The sequence below is a fragment of the Citrobacter sp. 21OH12SH02A-Citro genome (genome assembly GCF_027919895.1).
Lineage (GTDB): Bacteria > Pseudomonadota > Gammaproteobacteria > Enterobacterales > Enterobacteriaceae > Citrobacter > Citrobacter braakii.
On record NZ_CP114801.1, the window covers coordinates 1,262,950 to 1,282,873 of the forward strand.

Consider the following 19,924-nt stretch of genomic DNA (forward strand, 5'->3'; position numbering starts at 1 on the left):
ATAGCGGGATACTGGAAAAGGTATTAGGCATGCAGAAAGAAAAACTTTCCGCTTTAATGGATGGCGAAACGCTGGATACTGAGTTACTCAAAGAGCTGACTCAGGACCCGGAAATGCAAAAAACCTGGGAGAGTTATCACCTGATTCGCGATTCCATGCGAGGTGATACCGCCGACGTTCTCCATTTCGATATTTCCGCCCGCGTAATGGCTGCCATCCAGGATGAGCCAGTACGTCAGACGGTGCCATTGATTCCTGAGGCCCAGCCAGCACCGCACCAGTGGCAGAAAATGCCATTCTGGAAAAAAATGCGTCCATGGGCCGCGCAGCTTACCCAAATGGGTGTGGCCGCGTGTGTATCACTTGCAGTTATTGTTGGCGTCCAGCACTATAATGGGCAATCTGAAACGTCCCAGCAGCCCGAAACGCCGGTATTTAATACATTACCGATGATGGGTAAAGCCAGTCCGGTAAGCTTGGGTGTACCCTCTGACGCGACGGCCAGCGGCGGTCAGCAACAGCAGGTACAGGAGCAGCGTCGTCGTATTAATGCCATGTTGCAGGACTACGAACTGCAACGTCGACTGCACTCTGAACAGCTTCAGTTTGAGCAGGCCCAAACACAGCAAGCCGCTGTGCAGGTGCCAGGAATTCAAACTTTAGGAACGCAATCGCAGTAATGAAGCAACTTTGGTTTGCCATGTCACTTGTGGCTGGTAGCCTGTTTTTCTCTGTAAACGCCTCGGCCAATCCTGCGTCCGGGGCGTTGTTGCAGCAGATGAATCTGGCCAGCCAGTCGCTAACCTATGAGCTGTCATTTGTCAGCATCAATAAGCAGGGTGTTGAATCCCTACGTTATCGCCATGCCCGCCTGGATAACCGTCCGCTAGCGCAACTGTTACAAATGGATGGACCGCGCCGGGAAGTGGTGCAGCGTGGCAATGAAATCAGCTATTTTGAGCCTGGTCTCGAACCGTTCACGCTGAACGGTGACTATATCGTTGACTCTCTGCCCTCTCTGATTTACACCGACTTCAAACGTCTTGCTCCCTACTATGACTTTATCTCAGTAGGTCGCACCCGCATTGCCGATCGGCTCTGTGAAGTGATCCGCGTTGTCGCCCGTGACGGTACGCGTTACAGCTATATCGTCTGGATGGACACGGAGACTAAGCTGCCGATGCGCGTCGATCTTCTCGACCGTGATGGCGAGACGCTGGAACAGTTCCGCGTTATCGCCTTTACCGTAAACAACGGCGTTAGCGATAGCATGCAGACGCTGGCGAAAGCCAATCTACCGCCGTTGCTGTCAGTTCCTGCGGGTGAGAAAACCAACTTCAACTGGAGTCCGTCGTGGTTGCCGCAAGGCTTCAGCGAAGTTTCAAGCAGTCGACGTCCGCTGCCGACGATGGATAACATGCCGATCGAATCGCGCCTATATTCTGATGGCCTGTTCAGTTTCTCCGTGAACGTAAACCGTGCGATGCAAAACAGCGCCGATCAGCTGTTGCGAACCGGGCGTAGAACGGTTAGTACCAGCGTGCGTGATAACGCGGAAATTACGATTGTGGGCGAGCTTCCACCGCAAACGGCGAAGCGTATCGCGGACAATATTAAGTTCAGGGCTGCACAATGATTAAAGAGTGGGCGACAGTCGTCTCCTGGCAAAATGGTCTGGCGACGGTCAGCTGTGATGTTAAAGCATCATGTAGCAGCTGTGCTTCGCGGGCCGGATGCGGGAGCCGCGTGCTGAACAAACTTGGGCCGCAGACCACGCATACCATCGTGGTGCCCAGCGACGAACCCTTAGCGCCCGGTCAAAAAGTTGAACTGGGTATTGCCGAGGGTAGCCTGCTGGGTTCAGCGATGTTGGTCTACATGTCTCCGTTGGCGGGGCTCTTTCTCTTTGCGGCGCTATTCCAGGTGCTGTTTGGTTCCGACCTTGCGGCATTAAGTGGTGCCGTGCTGGGGGGCGTGGGCGGATTCCTGATTGCCCGTGGATACTCTCGTAAGCTTGCTGAGCGCGAAGCCTGGCAGCCGGTCATTCTGAACGTTGCTCTTCCACCCGATCTCATTCGCGTCGAAACCCAACAGTGATCGCTTTGCCGGATGGCGCTTGTGTCGCCATCCGGCAAAAGTTTCACCGACTTTGCAAAGTTGTTTCCAGTTCCCGCTATCCTTGCTCTATGAACATTTCCTCGCCTCAGCGTTGTAGTGTAGAATGCGGCGTTTCACTTAAACAGACGTTAAGCTCAGATCAGCGACTTCTCAGAGCCTGCTCAGGCGGGCGTAAGGCACAATAATTACACTATATGAAGAACATACGTAACTTTTCAATCATAGCTCACATCGACCACGGTAAATCGACGCTGTCTGACCGTATTATCCAGATCTGCGGTGGCCTGTCTGACCGTGAAATGGAAGCGCAGGTTCTCGACTCGATGGATCTTGAGCGTGAGCGCGGTATTACTATCAAAGCGCAGAGCGTGACGCTCGATTTCAAAGCATCTGATGGTGAAACCTATCAGCTTAACTTTATCGACACCCCGGGCCACGTTGACTTCTCGTATGAAGTTTCCCGCTCGCTTGCCGCCTGTGAAGGCGCACTGCTGGTGGTTGATGCCGGACAGGGCGTCGAAGCACAGACCCTGGCTAACTGCTATACCGCCATGGAAATGGATCTGGAAGTAGTGCCGGTACTGAACAAAATTGACCTTCCAGCCGCCGATCCTGAGCGTGTGGCGGAAGAGATCGAAGATATCGTCGGTATCGATGCGACGGATGCCGTTCGCTGTTCGGCGAAAACCGGCTTTGGCGTCACTGACGTTCTTGAACGTCTGGTGCGCGACATCCCGCCGCCGGAAGGCGACCCGGAAGGTCCGTTACAGGCGCTGATCATCGACTCCTGGTTCGATAACTACCTGGGCGTCGTATCACTGGTGCGTATTAAAAACGGCACCATGCGTAAAGGCGACAAAATTAAAGTGATGAGCACCGGTCAGGTCTATAACGCTGACCGTCTGGGCATCTTCACGCCAAAACAGGTTGACCGTACCGAGCTGAAATGCGGCGAGGTGGGTTGGTTGGTTTGTGCGATTAAAGACATCCTGGGCGCACCGGTTGGCGATACCCTGACGCAGGCGCGTAACCCGGCGGACAAGCCGCTGCCAGGCTTTAAAAAAGTGAAGCCGCAGGTTTACGCCGGTCTGTTCCCGGTGAGCTCTGACGACTACGAAAACTTCCGTGACGCGCTCGGCAAGCTGAGCCTCAACGACGCCTCCCTGTTCTATGAACCGGAAAGCTCAACCGCGCTGGGCTTCGGCTTCCGCTGTGGCTTCCTCGGTCTGCTGCACATGGAGATCATTCAGGAACGTCTGGAACGTGAATACGATCTGGATCTGATCACTACCGCGCCGACCGTAGTCTACGAAGTCGAAACCACGGCGAAAGAGACGATCTACGTCGATAGCCCGTCCAAGCTGCCGCCGTTGAACAACATTTACGAACTGCGTGAGCCGATTGCTGAGTGTCACATGCTGCTGCCGCAGGCTTACCTCGGTAACGTCATCACGCTGTGTATCGAGAAGCGCGGCGTACAGACCAACATGGTTTACCACGGTAACCAGGTGGCGCTGACCTATGAAATTCCGATGGCGGAAGTGGTACTCGACTTCTTCGACCGTCTGAAGTCAACTTCTCGCGGCTATGCGTCGCTGGACTATAACTTCAAACGTTTCCAGGCGTCTGACATGGTGCGCGTTGATGTTCTCATCAACAACGAACGTGTCGATGCGCTGGCGCTGATTACCCACCGCGACAACTCCCAGAGCCGTGGTCGTGAACTGGTCGAGAAGATGAAAGATCTGATCCCTCGCCAGCAGTTTGATATCGCGATCCAGGCGGCCATTGGTACGCACATCATCGCGCGTTCAACGGTTAAGCAGCTGCGTAAAAACGTTCTGGCGAAATGCTACGGTGGCGATATCAGCCGTAAGAAAAAGCTGCTGCAAAAACAGAAAGAGGGTAAAAAGCGCATGAAGCAGATCGGTAACGTCGAACTGCCACAGGAAGCCTTCCTCGCCATTCTGCATGTCGGTAAAGACAGCAAATAATCTTAAGGAGTTGGCATGGCGAACATGTTTGCCCTGATTCTGGTGATTGCCACACTGGTGACGGGCATTTTATGGTGCGTAGATAAATTCATCTTCGCGCCAAAACGCCGGGAGCGTCAGGCAGCAGCGCAAGCTGCTGCAGGTGATTCACTGGATAAAGCAACGCTGAAAAAAGTGGCCCCTAAGCCAGGCTGGCTGGAAACCGGGGCATCCGTTTTCCCGGTTTTAGCTATTGTGCTGGTGGTGCGTTCATTTATTTATGAGCCGTTCCAGATCCCGTCTGGTTCGATGATGCCGACACTGCTTATCGGTGACTTTATCCTGGTGGAGAAATTTGCCTACGGGATTAAAGATCCGATTTACCAGAAAACGCTGATCGAAACCGGCCATCCGAAACGCGGTGATATCGTGGTGTTTAAATACCCGGAAGATCCGCGTCTGGACTACATCAAACGTGCTGTCGGTTTACCGGGAGACAAAGTGACGTACGATCCGGTGGCGAAAGAGGTAACTATTCAGCCAGGATGCAGTTCCGGTCAGGCGTGTGAAAACGCGCTGCCGGTAACGTACTCTGATGTTCAGCCAAGTGATTTTGTGCAGACATTTGCGCGTCGTAACGGCGGTGAAGCGACCAGCGGCTTCTTTGAGGTTCCGCTGAATGAAACGAAAGATAACGGTATTCGCCTCTCCGAGCGTAAAGAAACGCTGGGTGAGGTAACGCACCGCATTCTGACCGTGCCAATCGCGCAGGATCAGGTGGGGATGTATTACCGCCAGCCAGGCCAGCAGTTGGCAACCTGGATCGTCCCGCCGGGACACTACTTCATGATGGGTGATAACCGTGACAACAGCGCGGACAGCCGTTACTGGGGATTTGTGCCGGAAGCGAATCTGGTTGGTAAAGCAACCGCTATCTGGATGAGTTTCGATAAGCAAGAAGGCGAATGGCCGACCGGTGTGCGCTTAAGCCGTATTGGTGGCATTCACTAATCGCTGATAATCGTTCACGTTGTCGTCATTATGGCGACAGCGTGAATTATTTCTCGGATAAATTCCCGCAGACTAACGACATCCCTTGTCGTTGTGTATAGAATATTCCCCCGAAGTTTGAGGTTGGCACCGACAGGTTGCCACGGCACACGAAACAGCGTTGGTTTGTGTATAAATGCATTCAGCCGAAGCGGGATGGCTAAGCGAAATGCGTATATCAGGTCTGTTTCGTGTGCTGAATTGTTGACGCATTCATTTATTGGTATCGCATGAACCCCATCGTAATTAATCGGCTTCAACGGAAGCTGGGCTACACTTTTAATCATCAGGAGCTGTTGCAGCAGGCATTAACTCACCGTAGCGCCAGCAGCAAACATAACGAGCGTTTAGAATTTTTAGGCGACTCTATTCTGAGCTTTGTTATCGCTAATGCGCTGTATCACCGTTTTCCGCGTGTGGATGAAGGTGATATGAGTCGCATGCGCGCGACGCTGGTTCGCGGCAATACGCTGGCTGAATTAGCCCGTGAGTTTGACCTCGGTGAATGTTTACGTTTGGGGCCAGGCGAGCTGAAAAGCGGCGGTTTCCGTCGTGAATCGATCCTGGCAGATACCGTTGAAGCTTTGATCGGCGGCGTCTTCCTCGACAGCGATATTCAAACCGTTGAACAACTGATCCTGAACTGGTATCAGACTCGTCTGGATGAAATTAGCCCAGGCGATAAACAAAAAGATCCGAAAACGCGCCTGCAGGAATATTTGCAGGGTCGCCACCTGCCGCTACCGTCCTATCTGGTGGTGCAGGTTCGTGGTGAAGCACACGATCAAGAATTTACTATCCACTGCCAGGTCAGCGGCCTGAGTGAACCGGTGGTTGGCACAGGTTCGAGCCGTCGTAAGGCTGAGCAGGCTGCCGCCGAACAGGCGTTGAAAAAACTGGAGCTGGAATGAGCGAAGAGAAAACTTACTGCGGATTTATTGCCATCGTCGGTCGCCCGAACGTCGGCAAATCCACCCTGTTGAATAATCTGCTTGGGCAGAAGATTTCCATTACCTCACGTAAGGCTCAGACAACACGTCACCGTATTGTTGGCATCCATACCGAAGGTGCGTATCAGGCGATTTATGTTGATACCCCGGGCCTGCATATGGAAGAAAAGCGGGCGATCAACCGCCTGATGAACAAAGCGGCAAGCAGCTCGATTGGTGATGTTGAACTGGTTATTTTCGTTGTGGAAGGCACCCGCTGGACGCCGGACGACGAAATGGTGCTCAACAAGCTGCGCGACGGTAAAGCCCCGGTTATTCTGGCTGTGAACAAAGTGGACAACGTTCAGGAAAAAGCCGATTTACTGCCGCACCTGCAGTTCCTGGCAAGCCAGATGAACTTCCTTGATATTGTCCCGATTTCTGCCGAAACCGGCCTGAATGTTGATACCGTTGCGGGCATCGTGCGTAAGCACCTGCCGGAAGCCATTCATCACTTCCCGGAAGATTACATCACCGACCGTTCTCAGCGCTTTATGGCTTCTGAAATCATCCGTGAAAAGCTGATGCGTTTTCTGGGGGCTGAACTGCCGTACTCCGTTACCGTGGAGATTGAACGTTTTATCTCTAACGAACGCGGTGGTTACGATATTAACGGGCTGATCCTCGTTGAACGTGAAGGGCAGAAGAAGATGGTTATTGGCAACAAAGGGGCCAAAATTAAAACCATCGGCATCGAAGCGCGTAAAGACATGCAGGAGATGTTCGAAGCGCCCGTTCACCTCGAGCTGTGGGTGAAAGTGAAATCCGGCTGGGCCGATGACGAGCGCGCGCTGCGTAGCCTCGGTTACGGCGACGACGTCTAATTTTTCATAGGTTATGGCTTTCGAGGTGCAGGAAGGCGGCAAGACCGCAGATCCTCGGGAGCTTACTCAAGTGAGTGACTGGGGTGAGTGGGCGCAGCCAACACACCTGCAGCTTGAAAGACGGCGGGTATGATGGAAGGATGGCAACGCGCTTTTGTCCTGCATAGCCGCCCGTGGAGCGAAACCAGTCTCGTGCTGGACGTCTTCACGGAAGAATCGGGTCGTGTGCGCCTGGTGGCTAAAGGCGCGCGCTCCAAACGTTCTAATCTCAAAGGCGCGCTCCAGCCTTTTACTCCATTGTTGCTTCGCTTTGGTGGACGTGGTGAGGTCAAAACCTTACGCAGTGCCGAAGCCGTTTCTCTGGCTCTCCCCCTTAGCGGTATCACACTGTACAGCGGCTTGTATATCAACGAGCTTATCTCTCGTGTACTTGAGTATGAGACCCGCTTTTCTGAACTCTTTTTCGACTACCTCAACTGTATTCAGGCGCTGGCTGGCGCGACGGGTTCGCCAGAGCCTGCGCTGCGTCGCTTTGAGCTGGCCTTACTTGGACATCTGGGGTACGGCGTCGATTTTACCCACTGTGCGGGTAGTGGCGAGCCGGTGGACGACACCATGACCTATCGTTACCGGGAAGAAAAAGGGTTTATCGCAAGCGTAGTGATTGATAACGCCACCTTTACCGGACGCCATCTGAAAGCACTCGAATCGCGGGAATTTCCGGATGCTGATACGCTTCGCGCCGCGAAACGCTTTACCCGCATGGCGTTAAAGCCGTATCTTGGTGGTAAGCCGTTAAAAAGCCGGGAACTGTTCCGGCAATTTATGCCAAAACGCGCAGTAAAAACAAAAAATGATTAACGAGGATGGATTGCCATGGCCGAATTACTGTTAGGCGTCAACATTGACCACATTGCCACTTTACGTAATGCACGCGGCACCGCATACCCTGACCCGGTTCAGGCGGCGTTTATCGTTGAGCAGGCGGGCGCAGACGGCATTACCGTGCACCTGCGTGAAGATCGTCGCCATATTACCGATCGCGACGTGCGCATTTTGCGCCAGACGCTGGATACGCGTATGAATCTGGAAATGGCGGTAACCGAAGAGATGCTGGCGATTGCCGTTGAGACTAAGCCGCATTTTTGCTGCCTGGTGCCGGAAAAACGTCAGGAAGTGACGACTGAAGGTGGCCTGGATGTCGCTGGTCAGCGTGACAAGATGCGTGATGCCTGCAAACGCCTGGCGGACGCAGGCATTCTGGTTTCGCTGTTTATCGATGCTGATGACGAACAGATTAAGGCCGCTGCTGAAGTCGGCGCGCCGTACATCGAAATTCACACCGGCTGTTACGCCGATGCGAAAACCGACGCTGAACAGGCCAGCGAACTGGCGCGTATCGCCAAAGCGGCGACCTTTGCCGCCAGCCTTGGCCTGAAGGTGAATGCGGGTCACGGCCTGACGTACCATAACGTTAAAGCCATCGCGCGGATCCCGGAAATGCACGAGTTGAACATTGGCCATGCCATTATCGGCCGCGCGGTGATGAGTGGTCTGAAAGATGCAGTAGTCGAAATGAAGCGCCTGATGCTGGAAGCGCGTGGCTAATGGCGATTCTGGGATTAGGTACGGATATCGTGGAGATTGCCCGCATCGAAGCGGTGATCTCCCGTTCCGGCGACCGTCTGGCAAGACGCGTGCTCAGCGACAACGAATGGGCAATCTGGGAGACGCATCAGCAACCGGTGCGCTTTCTGGCGAAGCGTTTTGCGGTCAAAGAGGCGGCAGCAAAAGCCTTGGGTACCGGTATTCGCAACGGTCTGGCGTTTAATCAGTTTGAAGTCTTTAACGACGAACTCGGTAAGCCGCGCCTGCGGTTATGGGGGGAGGCGTTAAAACTGGCGGAAAAACTCGGCGTCGCACATATGCATGTGACGCTGGCCGATGAGCGTCACTACGCCTGCGCCACGGTGATTATCGAGAGCTAACGTTTTGTCGACCTGATAAGCATAGCGTCATCAGGCAACGTTACAGCTTATCGGCGTGGTGCATCAGTACAAACTTATCCCACAACTGCTCTTCCGTTTCGACATGTGCCGGATCTTTCAAAATAGTATTGGGGATCGGGCACACCTTCTGGCAGGTTGGCGTGTCGTAATGGCCTACGCATTCCGTACACTTGTCGCTGTTAATCTCGTAAATGCTGTCACCCATCGAAATCGCCTCATTCGGGCATTCGGGCTCGCACATATCGCAATTGATACACTTTTTAGTGATTAACAGGGCCATCAGGAAACTCTCAAAACATCACAAATCGGGCGGGCATTATACGCGCATTCTTTGCTCAGACCAGTTTTTTTACCAGTGCTTCGCTGTGGCGAATGCGTTCCGGAGCATGCTCCAGATCTTGCTGCACCAGCGCCATAAATAGTAAATCAGTGAGCATCATTTGCGCATGGGTAGAGGAAATCGCTGCGCTGCGCGTGGCCTGTTCTTCAGCAATCGTGTACAGACAATGAGTTGCGCGCTGTTGCAGGGCGTTAGGGGTAAATCCAGTGATGGCGAGAATTTTGGCTCCGGCGCGCAACGTTTCATCCGCAGCCAGGTTGAGTTCGCGGCGTTCTCCGGTATACGAAATGGCCAGCAGCAGATCGTTGGGTGAAAGCGCCTGCACCGCCGCCAGCAGGGCGTGCATATCGCGTTCAACCACCGCGTTAAACCCAATCTTTAGCAGTTTCCAGGCAAAATTCTGCGCTACCAGACCCGATGCGCCAATCCCGGTCAGGATAATGCGCCGAGCTGAGCGCAGCATCGTGACGCTCTCTATCAGTTTCTCTTCGCTGTTGACGTCCAGCGTCGCATGCATCGCCGCCACGTTCTCTTTAATCAGCTTTTCGCCCACCATACGCATGGGGTCGTCACCGCGAATCTGATTATGCACCGGAATGGAATGAGGGTTGGGATTGCTGGCCAACGCTTCGCTAATCGCCAGTTTCAGCGCCGGAAACCCTTTAAAGCCCATCTTTTGCGCGAACTTCACCACGCTGGACTGGCTGACGCCTGCTTCACAGGCCAGCTGCTGTGAGCTGAGATGACGCGCGGTATCCGGCTGAGCAAGAAGATAATCCGCAAGTTTTTTATCGCTTTGCGCGAGGTCCGGGTAACGCTGACGAATGCGAATTAAACAGTTCATGCTGTCTCCTGGCGAAAACGTGATGGCGATTGCAAAACAAAATTTCACTCGCCTGGATGAATATAATATTCCATTATGACAGATTATTATGAATTAAAAATTCCTAAGGAACAAAAAATGAATCTCGGTGCATTAGTTTCAGAAACCCGCAATCCACAGACCATGGATCTGGATGCGCTCTCAACGTTGGAGTTGGTTCATCGATTTAATCAACAGGATACGCTGGTAGCGGAAGCAGTAAAAGCAACTCTGCCTCAAGTTGCGTGCGCGGTCGATGCGGCAGCCAACGCGTTAAAAGCCGGTGGACGCATTATTTACATGGGCGCAGGTACCAGCGGGCGTCTTGGGGTGCTGGACGCGTCTGAGTGCCCACCGACCTTCGGTGTACCGCATGGTCTGGTGGTTGGGCTGATTGCCGGGGGGCCGGGCGCGCTGCTCAAGGCGGTAGAAGGCGCGGAAGATAACCCGCAGTTAGGCGAAGACGATCTGCGCGCACTCAACCTTACCGCACAGGATCTGGTGGTTGGTCTGGCGGCTTCAGGTCGCACGCCGTATGTGATTGGCGGGCTGAAATATGCGCGTTCGGTGGGTTGTACGACGGCGGCTATTTCCTGCAATCCGGATTCTCCTGTCGCGCATGAAGCGGATATTGCTATCTCCCCGGTGGTGGGACCGGAGGCGTTGACCGGGTCAACGCGACTGAAATCCGGCACCGCGCAAAAACTGGTGCTCAATATGATCTCCACCGGTGCGATGGTGAAATTTGGCAAGGTGTACCAGAACCTGATGGTGGATATGCAGGCAACCAACGTCAAACTGGTCGATCGGGCGTGCCGTATGGTGGTTGAAGCCACCGGCATTGCGCGTGAACAGGCGCAAGCGCTGTTAAAGCAGACTGATTTTGACGTTAAGCCAGCGATTTTAATGGCGCTCACCGGCCTGGATGCCGCTGCCGCCCGTGAAAAGCTTGCCTCTCACCAGGGTTTTTTACGCGCGGCGTTAGAACACTAAGAGGTGTATATGGATAAGACGGCGGTGCTGGCCAGCGACATTCTGCTGGGCGTAGGCGGAGAGCAAAATATTCTGCGCCTGGAAAACTGTATGACTCGCGTCAGGGTGGAAGTTCAGGATGACGATCAGATTGATATTCCCCGTCTCAGGCAACTGCCCGGTGTTAGCGGTTACGTGAAGCAGGGCGCGCAGCATCAGATAATCGTCGGCCCCGGTAAAGCTGCCAAGGTGGTGGATGCCATGCGCTCCCTGATTGCCGGTGGCGGCGAGCGTGCAGATGTGAATAATATCGAGCGCACCAAATCAGAGGCCAAAGCGAAGTACAAAGCGCCAATGAGCGATGCGCTGCGCAAGCTGGCGAACGTCTTTATCCCTCTTATTCCTGCGTTTATCGCCTCCGGTTTGATCACCGGCATTATAAACATCCTTAAGCGACCGGATATCGTGGGGGATTTTGCGACCCATTATCCGAATATGCTGGGGCTGATGGGCATATTTGGCAGCGCCGTGTTTGCCATCATGAATATTCTGGTTGGGGTGAATACCGCCAAAGTCTTCGGCGGCTCTCTGGCGATGGGCGGGGTGATGGCGGGGATCCTCTCCAGTCCGCAGCTGGCGCAGATTACCCTGTTTGGCGAAGCGTTGCAGCCGGGGCGCGGCGGGGTGATCGCAGTGCTGCTGGTGGTTGCGCTGATGTGTTGGATCGAGCGCAAATTCCGCGAGCTGTTGCCGGAATCGCTGGAGCTTATCCTTAACCCGCTGCTGACCACCATCATTACCGGGGCCATCGCGATTGTGGCGCTGCAACCGCTTGGAGGCTGGATTTCTGAATCCATCGCTCACGGCGCATCCTGGGCTATCGACCGCGGCGGTTTCTTGGTTGGTGCCATACTGGCGGGAACTTTCCTGCCATTGGTGCTCACCGGACTTCATCAAGGGTTGGTGCCCATCCACGTTGAGCTGGTACAGGCACACGGTTATAACGCGCTCTTTCCTATCCTGGCGATGGCAGGCGTTGGACAAGTAGGGGCTGCGATAGCGGTGTTGATGAAAACCCGTAATGCGCGGCTAAAGAAAGTGATCAAAGGAGCGCTGCCGGTCGGGCTGCTGGGCATTGGCGAGCCGCTTATTTTTGGCGTCACGCTGCCGTTGGGTAAACCGTTTATCGGTGCCTGCCTTGGCGGAGCGGTAGGCGGGGCGCTGATTAGCTACTGGAAGGTGGCGACGGTTATCACCTTTGGCATCTCCGGTTTGCCGCTGGCACTGACGATTGTTGCCGGAAAAGTGATGTTCTATCTGTTAGGCTATCTGGTAGCAGTTATCGCCGGGTTCCTGTTTACCTGGCTATTGGGGTTCAACGATCCAGAGGAATAAGGTTTGACCAATCACCAGCGCCGCGTTGTTTTTTTTGATTTGGATGGCACGTTACACCAGCAGGATATGTTCGGTAGCTTTATACGTTATCTGCTGCGTCGCCAGCCGCTGAACGCGTTGCTTGTGCTGCCTCTGCTACCGGTGATTGCGCTGGCGCTGCTGATACAAGGGCGTGCCGCCCGCTGGCCAATGAGCCTGCTGTTGTGGGGATGCACTTTTGGTCGTAGCGAGGCGCGTCTGAAAGGGCATCAGGCTGACTTTGTGCGCTGGTTTCGCAGTAACGTGACGGCCTTTCCGCTCGTTCAGCAGCGGCTGACAACCTACCTGTTAAGCTCTGACGCCGAAATCTGGCTTATCACTGGCTCCCCGCAGTCGCTGGTCGAGCAGGTGTACTTCGACACGCCGTGGCTACCGCGTGTCAATCTGATCGCCAGTAAAATGGCGCGGGGATTCGGCGGGTGGGTGCTGCCTCTGCGCTGTCTGGGCCATGAGAAAGTGACGCAACTGGAACGCCACATTGGTGCGCCGCTTCAGCTTTACAGTGGCTACAGCGACAGTAATCAGGACAATCCTCTGCTCTCTTTTTGCCAGCATCGCTGGCGCGTCACGCCGCGCGGAGAGCTGCAACAACTCGAATAGAGTAAACGATAGCGTCTGTGTATAATGCGCCCGCTTTGATTACTGGAGTTACCCCCTTTGTCTGAAGTTGAATTTAGCCACGAATACTGGATGCGTCATGCTTTAACGCTGGCTAAGCGCGCCTGGGATGAGCGTGAAGTCCCGGTGGGCGCGGTATTGGTACATAACAACCGCGTGATTGGCGAAGGCTGGAACCGTCCGATTGGTCACCATGATCCGACTGCCCACGCTGAAATTATGGCGCTGCGTCAGGGCGGCCTGGTGCTGCAAAACTACCGTCTGTTGGATACCACGCTGTATGTCACTCTGGAGCCGTGCGTGATGTGCGCAGGCGCGATGGTGCACAGCCGTATCGGCCGGGTCGTTTTTGGCGCGCGCGATGCGAAAACGGGGGCTGCCGGGTCATTAATGGATGTACTGCATCACCCTGGAATGAATCATCGGGTGGAGGTGACCGAAGGGGTGCTACGGGATGAATGCGCCACGTTGCTCAGTGATTTCTTCCGCATGCGTCGTCAGGAAATCAAAGCGCTGAAAAAAAACGCCAATTTGTAAATGCCGGTCTGATTGCCTGATGACGCTGCGCTTATCAGGCCTACGAGGCTACTTGTCCTCTTTTTTCTGCGGTGAAAACAGCAGGGAAGGGGAGTGCGACAGGTAATTTGACGACGTCTGAGACAAAAACGCCGAAAGCGGCAATTCATCTTTACCTATTAGCTCTGCCGGCGTCACCGCCGGGTAATCCTGCGCCAGTTGCTGCGTTTCAAGCGCCCGTTTTTCTTTCTCCTGCAGATACCCCACCAGGCTAATCTGGTACTTACGGATATTTTCTACATAAGCGTAGGCTTCGTGGCCTCGCGCATAACCATAGGTCAGCTTGTTGTAATACGGCTTTTGGCTGAGCAGCGGCAGACGCTGTTTTACGTCGGACCAACTGTTCGGATTGCCTTTGGTTTTCACTGTCAGCGCCCGTGCATCCAGCATGTGCGCATAACCCATGTTGTAGGCTGCGAGCGCAAACCAGATGCGTTCCCCTTCGGGGACGGTATCGGGCACTTTACTCATCATATCCTGCAAATACCGTGCACCGCCGCTGATGCTTTGTTCGGCATCGGTACGGTCGGTCAGTCCGAGACTTTGAGCGGTATTTTTGGTCAGCATCATCAACCCGCGTACGCCGGTCGGGGAAGTGGCCTGCGCGTCCCAGTGCGACTCCTGATAAGAGATTGCGGCGAGCAGTCGCCAGTCTATCTCCTGCGCATATTTCTCAAACAGCGGCTTAAGGTCCGGCAATACGCTGTCTACGGCGCGTAAAAAGGTGCGGGTATCAACATAGTCAAAATCATCGCCATGTCCGAGATACTTTTCTTCTAGTCGCGCCAGAGAGCCGTCTTCATTCATGGTGTTAAAAAAATCCAACAGGGCGGCAGACAGCGTGTTGTCATCGTCCAGGCGACTAAACCAGGTCACCGGCTGTTCGTCAGATACGTCCAGCGCTACGGCCAGTTCAGGATGTACGCGCTGGTATAAGCTGATGGCGACGGAATCAGCAATGGTGTAATCCAGCTTCCCGGCGATAACATCATCAAGCAGTTCAGTAGTGCCCTTTTTGTCATCCACCTTCCAGCTCAGATCGGGAAATTTATTCTCTTTAAGTAACTGGAGATCGTTAACCACCACGTGTCCCGGGGCGATGGTCAGCTGATTTTCGTTCACAGTGGCAAGAGTGCGCGGGCGGTATTGCCCAACCCGATACACCAACTGTTGTGAAACCGAATAGTAGGTTGGGCCGGGCTGGTAATTTTTCACCCGCTCGCTGTTATATACCAGGCCTGCGGCTAACAGATCGGCATGGCCGTTATCCAGGTCGTCAAAGAGCTGGCTGATGTTCTGGCGCACGGTGACTTTTAACTTCACGCCCAGGTAGTTGGCGAACGCCTGAGTCAGTTCATAATCCAGGCCGAATTTCTTACCGTTGAGGGTCGCGTAAGTTAACGGCGAGTCGAGGGTACTGACGCGCAGTTCTCCCCGCGACTGAATGGCGGCGATACGATTTTCGGCTTTACCGAACCAGGGAATAGATGGCCAGAGGGCCGCTGCCAACAACAGCGTTAATATGCCGATGAACAGATAATTAATCTTTAATTTTTTCAATTAGTTAATTCTCTGAACCGTACGTTGTCTCTGCCTGCTGTGGTGATGATTAAGAAGTGAAGTCGTCATTAATGAGCGGCATTTTGCTTAAACTTGCGTCAGTTGGCAACTTATTCAGAAACCAGACCGCATTTGATGATAAGAGACGGTCGTGATTTTATTTCGACGCAAACGGTTTCGTCGGCGCGGTAGATTCTTTATAATGACGCCCGTTTCCCCCACTTGGGCACACCGAAAGCTTAGAAGACGAGAGACTTATGATGGAAATTCTGCGTGGTTCACCTGCACTGTCTGCATTCCGTATTAACAAACTGCTGGCACGTTTTCAGGCTGCCAACCTCCAGGTCCACAATATTTACGCCGAGTACGTCCATTTTGCCGATCTGAATGCACCGTTGAATGAGGATGAGCACGCCCAGCTTGTACGCCTGCTGAAATATGGTCCTGCTCTTCACAGCCATGCCCCTGAAGGCAAACTGCTGCTGGTTACGCCTCGCCCTGGCACCATCTCCCCGTGGTCTTCTAAAGCGACTGATATTGCCCACAACTGCGGCCTGCAACAGATTAGCCGTCTGGAACGTGGCATTGCCTGGTATGTAGAAGCCTCTACGCTGACCGCTGAGCAGTGGCAGATGGTTGCCGACGAACTGCACGACCGCATGATGGAAACGGTTTTCTCTGCGCTGAACGATGCCGAAAAACTGTTTGTCCATCACCAGCCTGCGCCGGTCTCCAGTGTTGATCTGCTGGGTGAGGGACGCCAGGCGCTGATCGACGCTAACCTGCGTCTGGGTCTGGCGCTGGCGGAAGACGAAATCGACTATCTGCAGGATGCGTTTACCAAACTGGGACGCAACCCGAACGACATTGAACTGTACATGTTTGCGCAGGCTAACTCCGAGCACTGCCGCCACAAAATTTTTAACGCCGACTGGGTTATCGACGGTAAACAGCAGCCCAAGTCGCTGTTCAAGATGATTAAAAACACTTTCGAAACCACGCCGGACCACGTGCTGTCTGCCTATAAAGACAACGCCGCGGTAATGGAAGGTTCTGAAGTGGGCCGCTACTTTGCCGACCACAAAACCGGCCGCTACGATTTCCATCAGGAGCCAGCCCACATCCTGATGAAGGTTGAAACCCACAACCACCCGACGGCTATCTCTCCGTGGCCGGGCGCGGCTACCGGCTCCGGCGGCGAAATCCGCGACGAGGGTGCAACCGGTCGCGGTGCAAAACCGAAAGCCGGGCTGGTGGGCTTCTCCGTTTCCAACCTGCGTATTCCTGGCTTTGAACAGCCGTGGGAAGAAGACTTTGGTAAGCCGGACCGTATTGTTACCGCGCTCGATATCATGACCGAAGGTCCGTTGGGCGGCGCGGCGTTTAACAACGAATTCGGTCGCCCGGCGCTGACCGGCTACTTCCGCACCTACGAAGAAAAGGTCAACAGCCACAACGGCGAAGAGCTACGCGGTTACCATAAACCGATCATGCTGGCGGGCGGGATCGGTAACATCCGTGCCGATCACGTGCAAAAAGGTGAGATCGTCGTTGGCGCCAAGCTGATCGTCCTCGGCGGCCCGGCGATGAACATCGGGCTTGGCGGCGGGGCGGCCTCCTCTATGGCTTCCGGCCAGTCTGATGCCGATCTTGATTTCGCTTCGGTACAGCGCGACAACCCGGAAATGGAGCGTCGTTGCCAGGAAGTTATCGACCGCTGCTGGCAGATGGGCGATGCGAACCCGATCCTGTTTATCCATGACGTTGGCGCAGGCGGTCTGTCTAACGCCATGCCGGAGTTGGTAAGCGATGGCGGTCGCGGCGGTAAGTTCCAGCTGCGCGATATCCTTAGCGACGAGCCGGGTATGAGCCCGCTGGAAATCTGGTGTAACGAATCCCAGGAGCGTTATGTGCTGGCGGTTGCCGCTGACCAGCTACCGCTGTTTGACGAACTGTGTAAGCGCGAGCGCGCGCCGTATGCGGTGATCGGTGAGGCCACTGAAGAACAGCATCTCACACTGAGCGACAGCCACTTCGATAACCAGCCGATCGACATGCCGCTTGATGTGCTGCTGGGTAAAACCCCGAAAATGACCCGCGATGTGCAGACGCTGAAAGCCAAAGGCGACGCCCTGAATCGTGGCGAAATCTCGATTGCAGATGCGGTTAACCGCGTGCTGCATCTGCCGACTGTCGCTGAGAAAACGTTCCTCGTGACGATCGGCGACCGTACCGTTACCGGCATGGTGGCGCGTGACCAGATGGTTGGTCCGTGGCAGATCCCGGTAGCCAACTGCGCGGTCACCACCGCAAGCCTGGATAGCTACTACGGTGAAGCGATGTCTATCGGTGAGCGTGCGCCAGTTGCGCTACTGGATTTCTCGGCCTCTGCGCGTCTGGCGGTAGGTGAAGCGCTGACTAACATTGCGGCAACGCAGATTGGCGATATCAAACGCATTAAACTGTCGGCTAACTGGATGGCGGCTGCGGGTCACCCCGGTGAAGATGCCGGGCTGTACGAAGCGGTAAAAGCCGTTGGGGAAGAATTATGTCCGGCGCTTGGCCTGACTATTCCGGTGGGCAAAGACTCTATGTCGATGAAAACCCGCTGGCAGGAAGGTAATGAGCAGCGTGAAATGACTTCGCCGCTGTCGCTGGTGATCACCGCCTTTGCCCGCGTGGAAGACGTGCGCCGCACGATAACCCCACAGCTCTCTACTGAAGACAACGCCCTGCTGCTGATTGACCTCGGTCTGGGTCACAACGCGCTGGGCGCGACGGCGCTGGCACAGGTTTATCGTCAACTGGGCGACAAGCCTGCCGACGTGCGTAACGTTGAGCAACTGAAAGGCTTCTACGACGCCATTCAGGCGCTGGTCGCGCAGCGTAAGCTGCTGGCCTACCATGACCGTTCCGACGGCGGACTGCTGGTTACGCTGGCGGAAATGGCCTTCACCGGTCACTGCGGTATTGACGCTGATATCCACTCGTTGGGTGACGATCGTCTGGCGGCGCTGTTTAATGAAGAGCTGGGCGCAGTGATCCAGGTTCGCGCTGCTGACCGTGAAGCGGTTGAGGTGTTGCTGGCACAACATGGCCTGGCAGATTGCGTGCACTATCTTGGCCAGGCGGTAACGGGTGACCGTTTCACCCTGAGCGCCAACGGTCAGCCGGTGTTCAGCGAAAGCCGCACCACGCTGCGCATGTGGTGGGCGGAAACCACCTGGCAGATGCAGCGTCTGCGCGACAACCCGGAGTGTGCCGATCAGGAACACGACGCGAAAACCAACGATGCCGATCCTGGCCTCAACGTTAAACTGTCGTTTGATATCAACGAAGATGTTGCCGCCCCGTACATCGCTACCGGCGCGCGTCCAAAAGTGGCCGTGCTGCGCGAGCAGGGCGTGAACTCCCACGTTGAAATGGCTGCTGCCTTCCACCGTGCGGGCTTTGACGCCATCGATGTGCATATGAGCGACCTGCTGGGCGGACGCATCGGTCTGGGTAACTTCCAGGCGCTGGTAGCCTGTGGCGGTTTCTCTTACGGCGATGTGCTCGGCGCAGGGGAAGGCTGGGCGAAGTCGATTCTGTTCAACAACCGCGTCCGTGATGAGTTCGAAACCTTCTTCCATCGCCCGCAAACGCTGGCGCTCGGGGTGTGTAACGGTTGCCAGATGATGTCTAACCTGCGTGAACTGATCCCGGGAAGCGAGCTGTGGCCACGCTTTGTGCGTAACCACTCCGATCGTTTTGAAGCCCGCTTCAGCCTGGTCGAAGTGACGCAAAGCCCGTCTTTACTGCTTGCCGATATGGTTGGTTCGATGATGCCGATTGCCGTTTCTCACGGTGAAGGCCGTGTGGAAGTGCGTGACGGCGCGCATCTGGCCGCGCTGGAGAGTAAGGGACTGGTGGCGCTGCGCTACGTTGATAACTTCGGTAAGGTGACCGAGACCTACCCGGCTAACCCGAACGGTTCGCCGAACGGAATTACTGCCGTTACTACTGAAAATGGTCGCGTCACCATTATGATGCCGCACCCGGAACGCGTATTCCGTACCGTGAGCAACTCCTGGCACCCGGAAAACTGGGGCGAGGACAGCCCGTGGATGCGTATCTTCCGCAACGCGCGTAAACAGCTCGGGTAATCAGCTCGATAACCTTTAAGCCCCTCTGTGTAAGGGGCTTTTTTTTGTCTGTCATTTTGTATGCCGCTATCCGACAATGCGTTTAAGTGTCGGGAAATCCCGACATAGGTGGGGTTACGTTGTCGCTAAAAAGAGACATTTAATTATATGATTTACAATGAATTTGTTTTTAAGTGCTGCAAGTGTTGCTGATTGGCGACAGTAAGGGTGAAAAATAGCCAAAATTATTTTTCATGTGAATAAGAACATTTTCTATATTTATCATTGTGTTAATAAAGTGTTTTGAATATTGGCACAGATGCTGCATAATATTGCCCAGTGGCTCATTCACCTTCTTATGTCAGCCCCTTCGGGACGTGCTACATAAACTTCGAATGACGCACAACAAGGTGCCTGCCGTCCAACATCTGATATTAGCATCGCTCATATCAACCTTCGGGCGAAACGTCGAGTT

At 54.5% G+C, this 19,924-nt stretch carries 18 protein-coding genes; 15 read left to right on the forward strand and 3 right to left on the reverse strand.

All coding sequences use genetic code 11. The features are described 5' to 3' along the window. Positions 1-29: 29 nt before the first annotated feature. The 10 genes from rseA to acpS all read left to right on the forward strand — a co-directional run bounded on the left by rseA (position 30) and on the right by acpS (position 8,942). A complete protein-coding gene (gene rseA / locus O6D90_RS06100; protein WP_019077408.1) occupies positions 30-680 on the forward strand; it encodes an anti-sigma-E factor RseA in 651 nt (216 codons plus the stop codon). Then, complete coding sequence (gene rseB, locus O6D90_RS06105) at positions 680-1,636, forward strand: sigma-E factor regulatory protein RseB (protein ID WP_003847063.1); 957 nt, start codon at positions 680-682, stop codon at positions 1,634-1,636. Before rseA ends, rseB begins: the two co-directional genes overlap by 1 nt. After that, positions 1,633-2,097 (forward strand): SoxR-reducing system protein RseC, encoded by a 465-nt coding sequence (gene rseC, locus O6D90_RS06110; RefSeq protein WP_016157173.1) that lies wholly within the window; start codon positions 1,633-1,635, stop codon positions 2,095-2,097. The genes rseB and rseC overlap by 4 nt, the downstream gene beginning before the upstream one ends. A gap of 215 nt (positions 2,098-2,312) precedes the next feature. Beyond that, entirely contained in the window at positions 2,313-4,112 is a 1,800-nt protein-coding gene (gene lepA, locus O6D90_RS06115; RefSeq protein WP_271143278.1) for a translation elongation factor 4, read from the forward strand. A 15-nt stretch (positions 4,113-4,127) separates the two neighbouring features. After that, the gene (gene lepB, locus O6D90_RS06120; RefSeq protein ID WP_016154048.1) at positions 4,128-5,102 is read left to right on the forward strand and encodes a signal peptidase I; all 975 of its coding nucleotides are present in this window, start codon (positions 4,128-4,130) and stop codon (positions 5,100-5,102) included. 269 nt (positions 5,103-5,371) lie between these two features. Next, positions 5,372-6,052 carry a ribonuclease III gene (gene rnc / locus O6D90_RS06125; RefSeq protein ID WP_003037579.1) on the forward strand — a complete coding sequence of 227 codons (681 nt, stop codon included), beginning with the start codon at positions 5,372-5,374 and terminating at the stop codon, positions 6,050-6,052. Next, positions 6,049-6,954, forward strand: a complete 906-nt coding sequence (era, locus tag O6D90_RS06130; protein ID WP_003037581.1) for a GTPase Era — start codon at positions 6,049-6,051, stop codon at positions 6,952-6,954. Before rnc ends, era begins: the two co-directional genes overlap by 4 nt. A 132-nt stretch (positions 6,955-7,086) precedes the next feature. After that, positions 7,087-7,815, forward strand: a complete 729-nt coding sequence (recO, locus tag O6D90_RS06135) for a DNA repair protein RecO (RefSeq protein ID WP_016154047.1) — start codon at positions 7,087-7,089, stop codon at positions 7,813-7,815. Between the two features lie 15 nt (positions 7,816-7,830). Further along, positions 7,831-8,562 carry a pyridoxine 5'-phosphate synthase gene (gene pdxJ / locus O6D90_RS06140; RefSeq protein WP_016157172.1) on the forward strand — a complete coding sequence of 244 codons (732 nt, stop codon included), beginning with the start codon at positions 7,831-7,833 and terminating at the stop codon, positions 8,560-8,562. After that, positions 8,562-8,942, forward strand: a complete 381-nt coding sequence (gene acpS, locus O6D90_RS06145) for a holo-ACP synthase (RefSeq protein ID WP_016157171.1) — start codon at positions 8,562-8,564, stop codon at positions 8,940-8,942. The genes pdxJ and acpS overlap by 1 nt, the downstream gene beginning before the upstream one ends. A gap of 40 nt (positions 8,943-8,982) precedes the next feature. Here acpS and O6D90_RS06150 read toward each other — a convergent pair whose 3' ends face one another. Both O6D90_RS06150 and O6D90_RS06155 read right to left on the reverse strand, forming a co-directional pair. Continuing rightward, complete coding sequence (locus O6D90_RS06150; RefSeq protein WP_003037590.1) at positions 8,983-9,243, reverse strand: YfhL family 4Fe-4S dicluster ferredoxin; 261 nt, start codon at positions 9,241-9,243, stop codon at positions 8,983-8,985. 55 nt (positions 9,244-9,298) lie between these two features. Further along, positions 9,299-10,147, reverse strand: coding sequence for a MurR/RpiR family transcriptional regulator (locus O6D90_RS06155; protein ID WP_016157170.1), 849 nt, complete (start codon positions 10,145-10,147; stop codon positions 9,299-9,301). Positions 10,148-10,264: 117 nt separating this feature from the next. Between O6D90_RS06155 and murQ the strand changes: the two genes are divergently transcribed. From murQ to tadA, 4 genes are read left to right on the forward strand one after another with little or no spacing between them, the layout of a single operon-like run. After that, positions 10,265-11,158, forward strand: a complete 894-nt coding sequence (gene murQ / locus O6D90_RS06160; protein ID WP_016157169.1) for an N-acetylmuramic acid 6-phosphate etherase — start codon at positions 10,265-10,267, stop codon at positions 11,156-11,158. A gap of 9 nt (positions 11,159-11,167) precedes the next feature. Beyond that, positions 11,168-12,532, forward strand: coding sequence for a PTS transporter subunit EIIC (locus O6D90_RS06165; protein ID WP_016157168.1), 1,365 nt, complete (start codon positions 11,168-11,170; stop codon positions 12,530-12,532). A gap of 3 nt (positions 12,533-12,535) precedes the next feature. Next, positions 12,536-13,171 carry a phosphatidylglycerophosphatase C gene (gene yfhb, locus O6D90_RS06170; RefSeq protein WP_016157167.1) on the forward strand — a complete coding sequence of 212 codons (636 nt, stop codon included), beginning with the start codon at positions 12,536-12,538 and terminating at the stop codon, positions 13,169-13,171. A gap of 57 nt (positions 13,172-13,228) precedes the next feature. Beyond that, positions 13,229-13,726 (forward strand): tRNA adenosine(34) deaminase TadA, encoded by a 498-nt coding sequence (gene tadA, locus O6D90_RS06175; protein ID WP_016157166.1) that lies wholly within the window; start codon positions 13,229-13,231, stop codon positions 13,724-13,726. Between the two features lie 48 nt (positions 13,727-13,774). Here the strand turns inward: tadA and mltF are convergent, their stop codons facing one another. Beyond that, a complete protein-coding gene (mltF, locus tag O6D90_RS06180; protein ID WP_016157165.1) occupies positions 13,775-15,325 on the reverse strand; it encodes a membrane-bound lytic murein transglycosylase MltF in 1,551 nt (516 codons plus the stop codon). Positions 15,326-15,582: 257 nt separating this feature from the next. Here mltF and purL point away from each other — a divergent pair, with 257 nt between their 5' ends. Next, positions 15,583-19,470, forward strand: coding sequence for a phosphoribosylformylglycinamidine synthase (purL, locus tag O6D90_RS06185; RefSeq protein WP_016157164.1), 3,888 nt, complete (start codon positions 15,583-15,585; stop codon positions 19,468-19,470). Positions 19,471-19,924 lie beyond the last annotated feature (454 nt).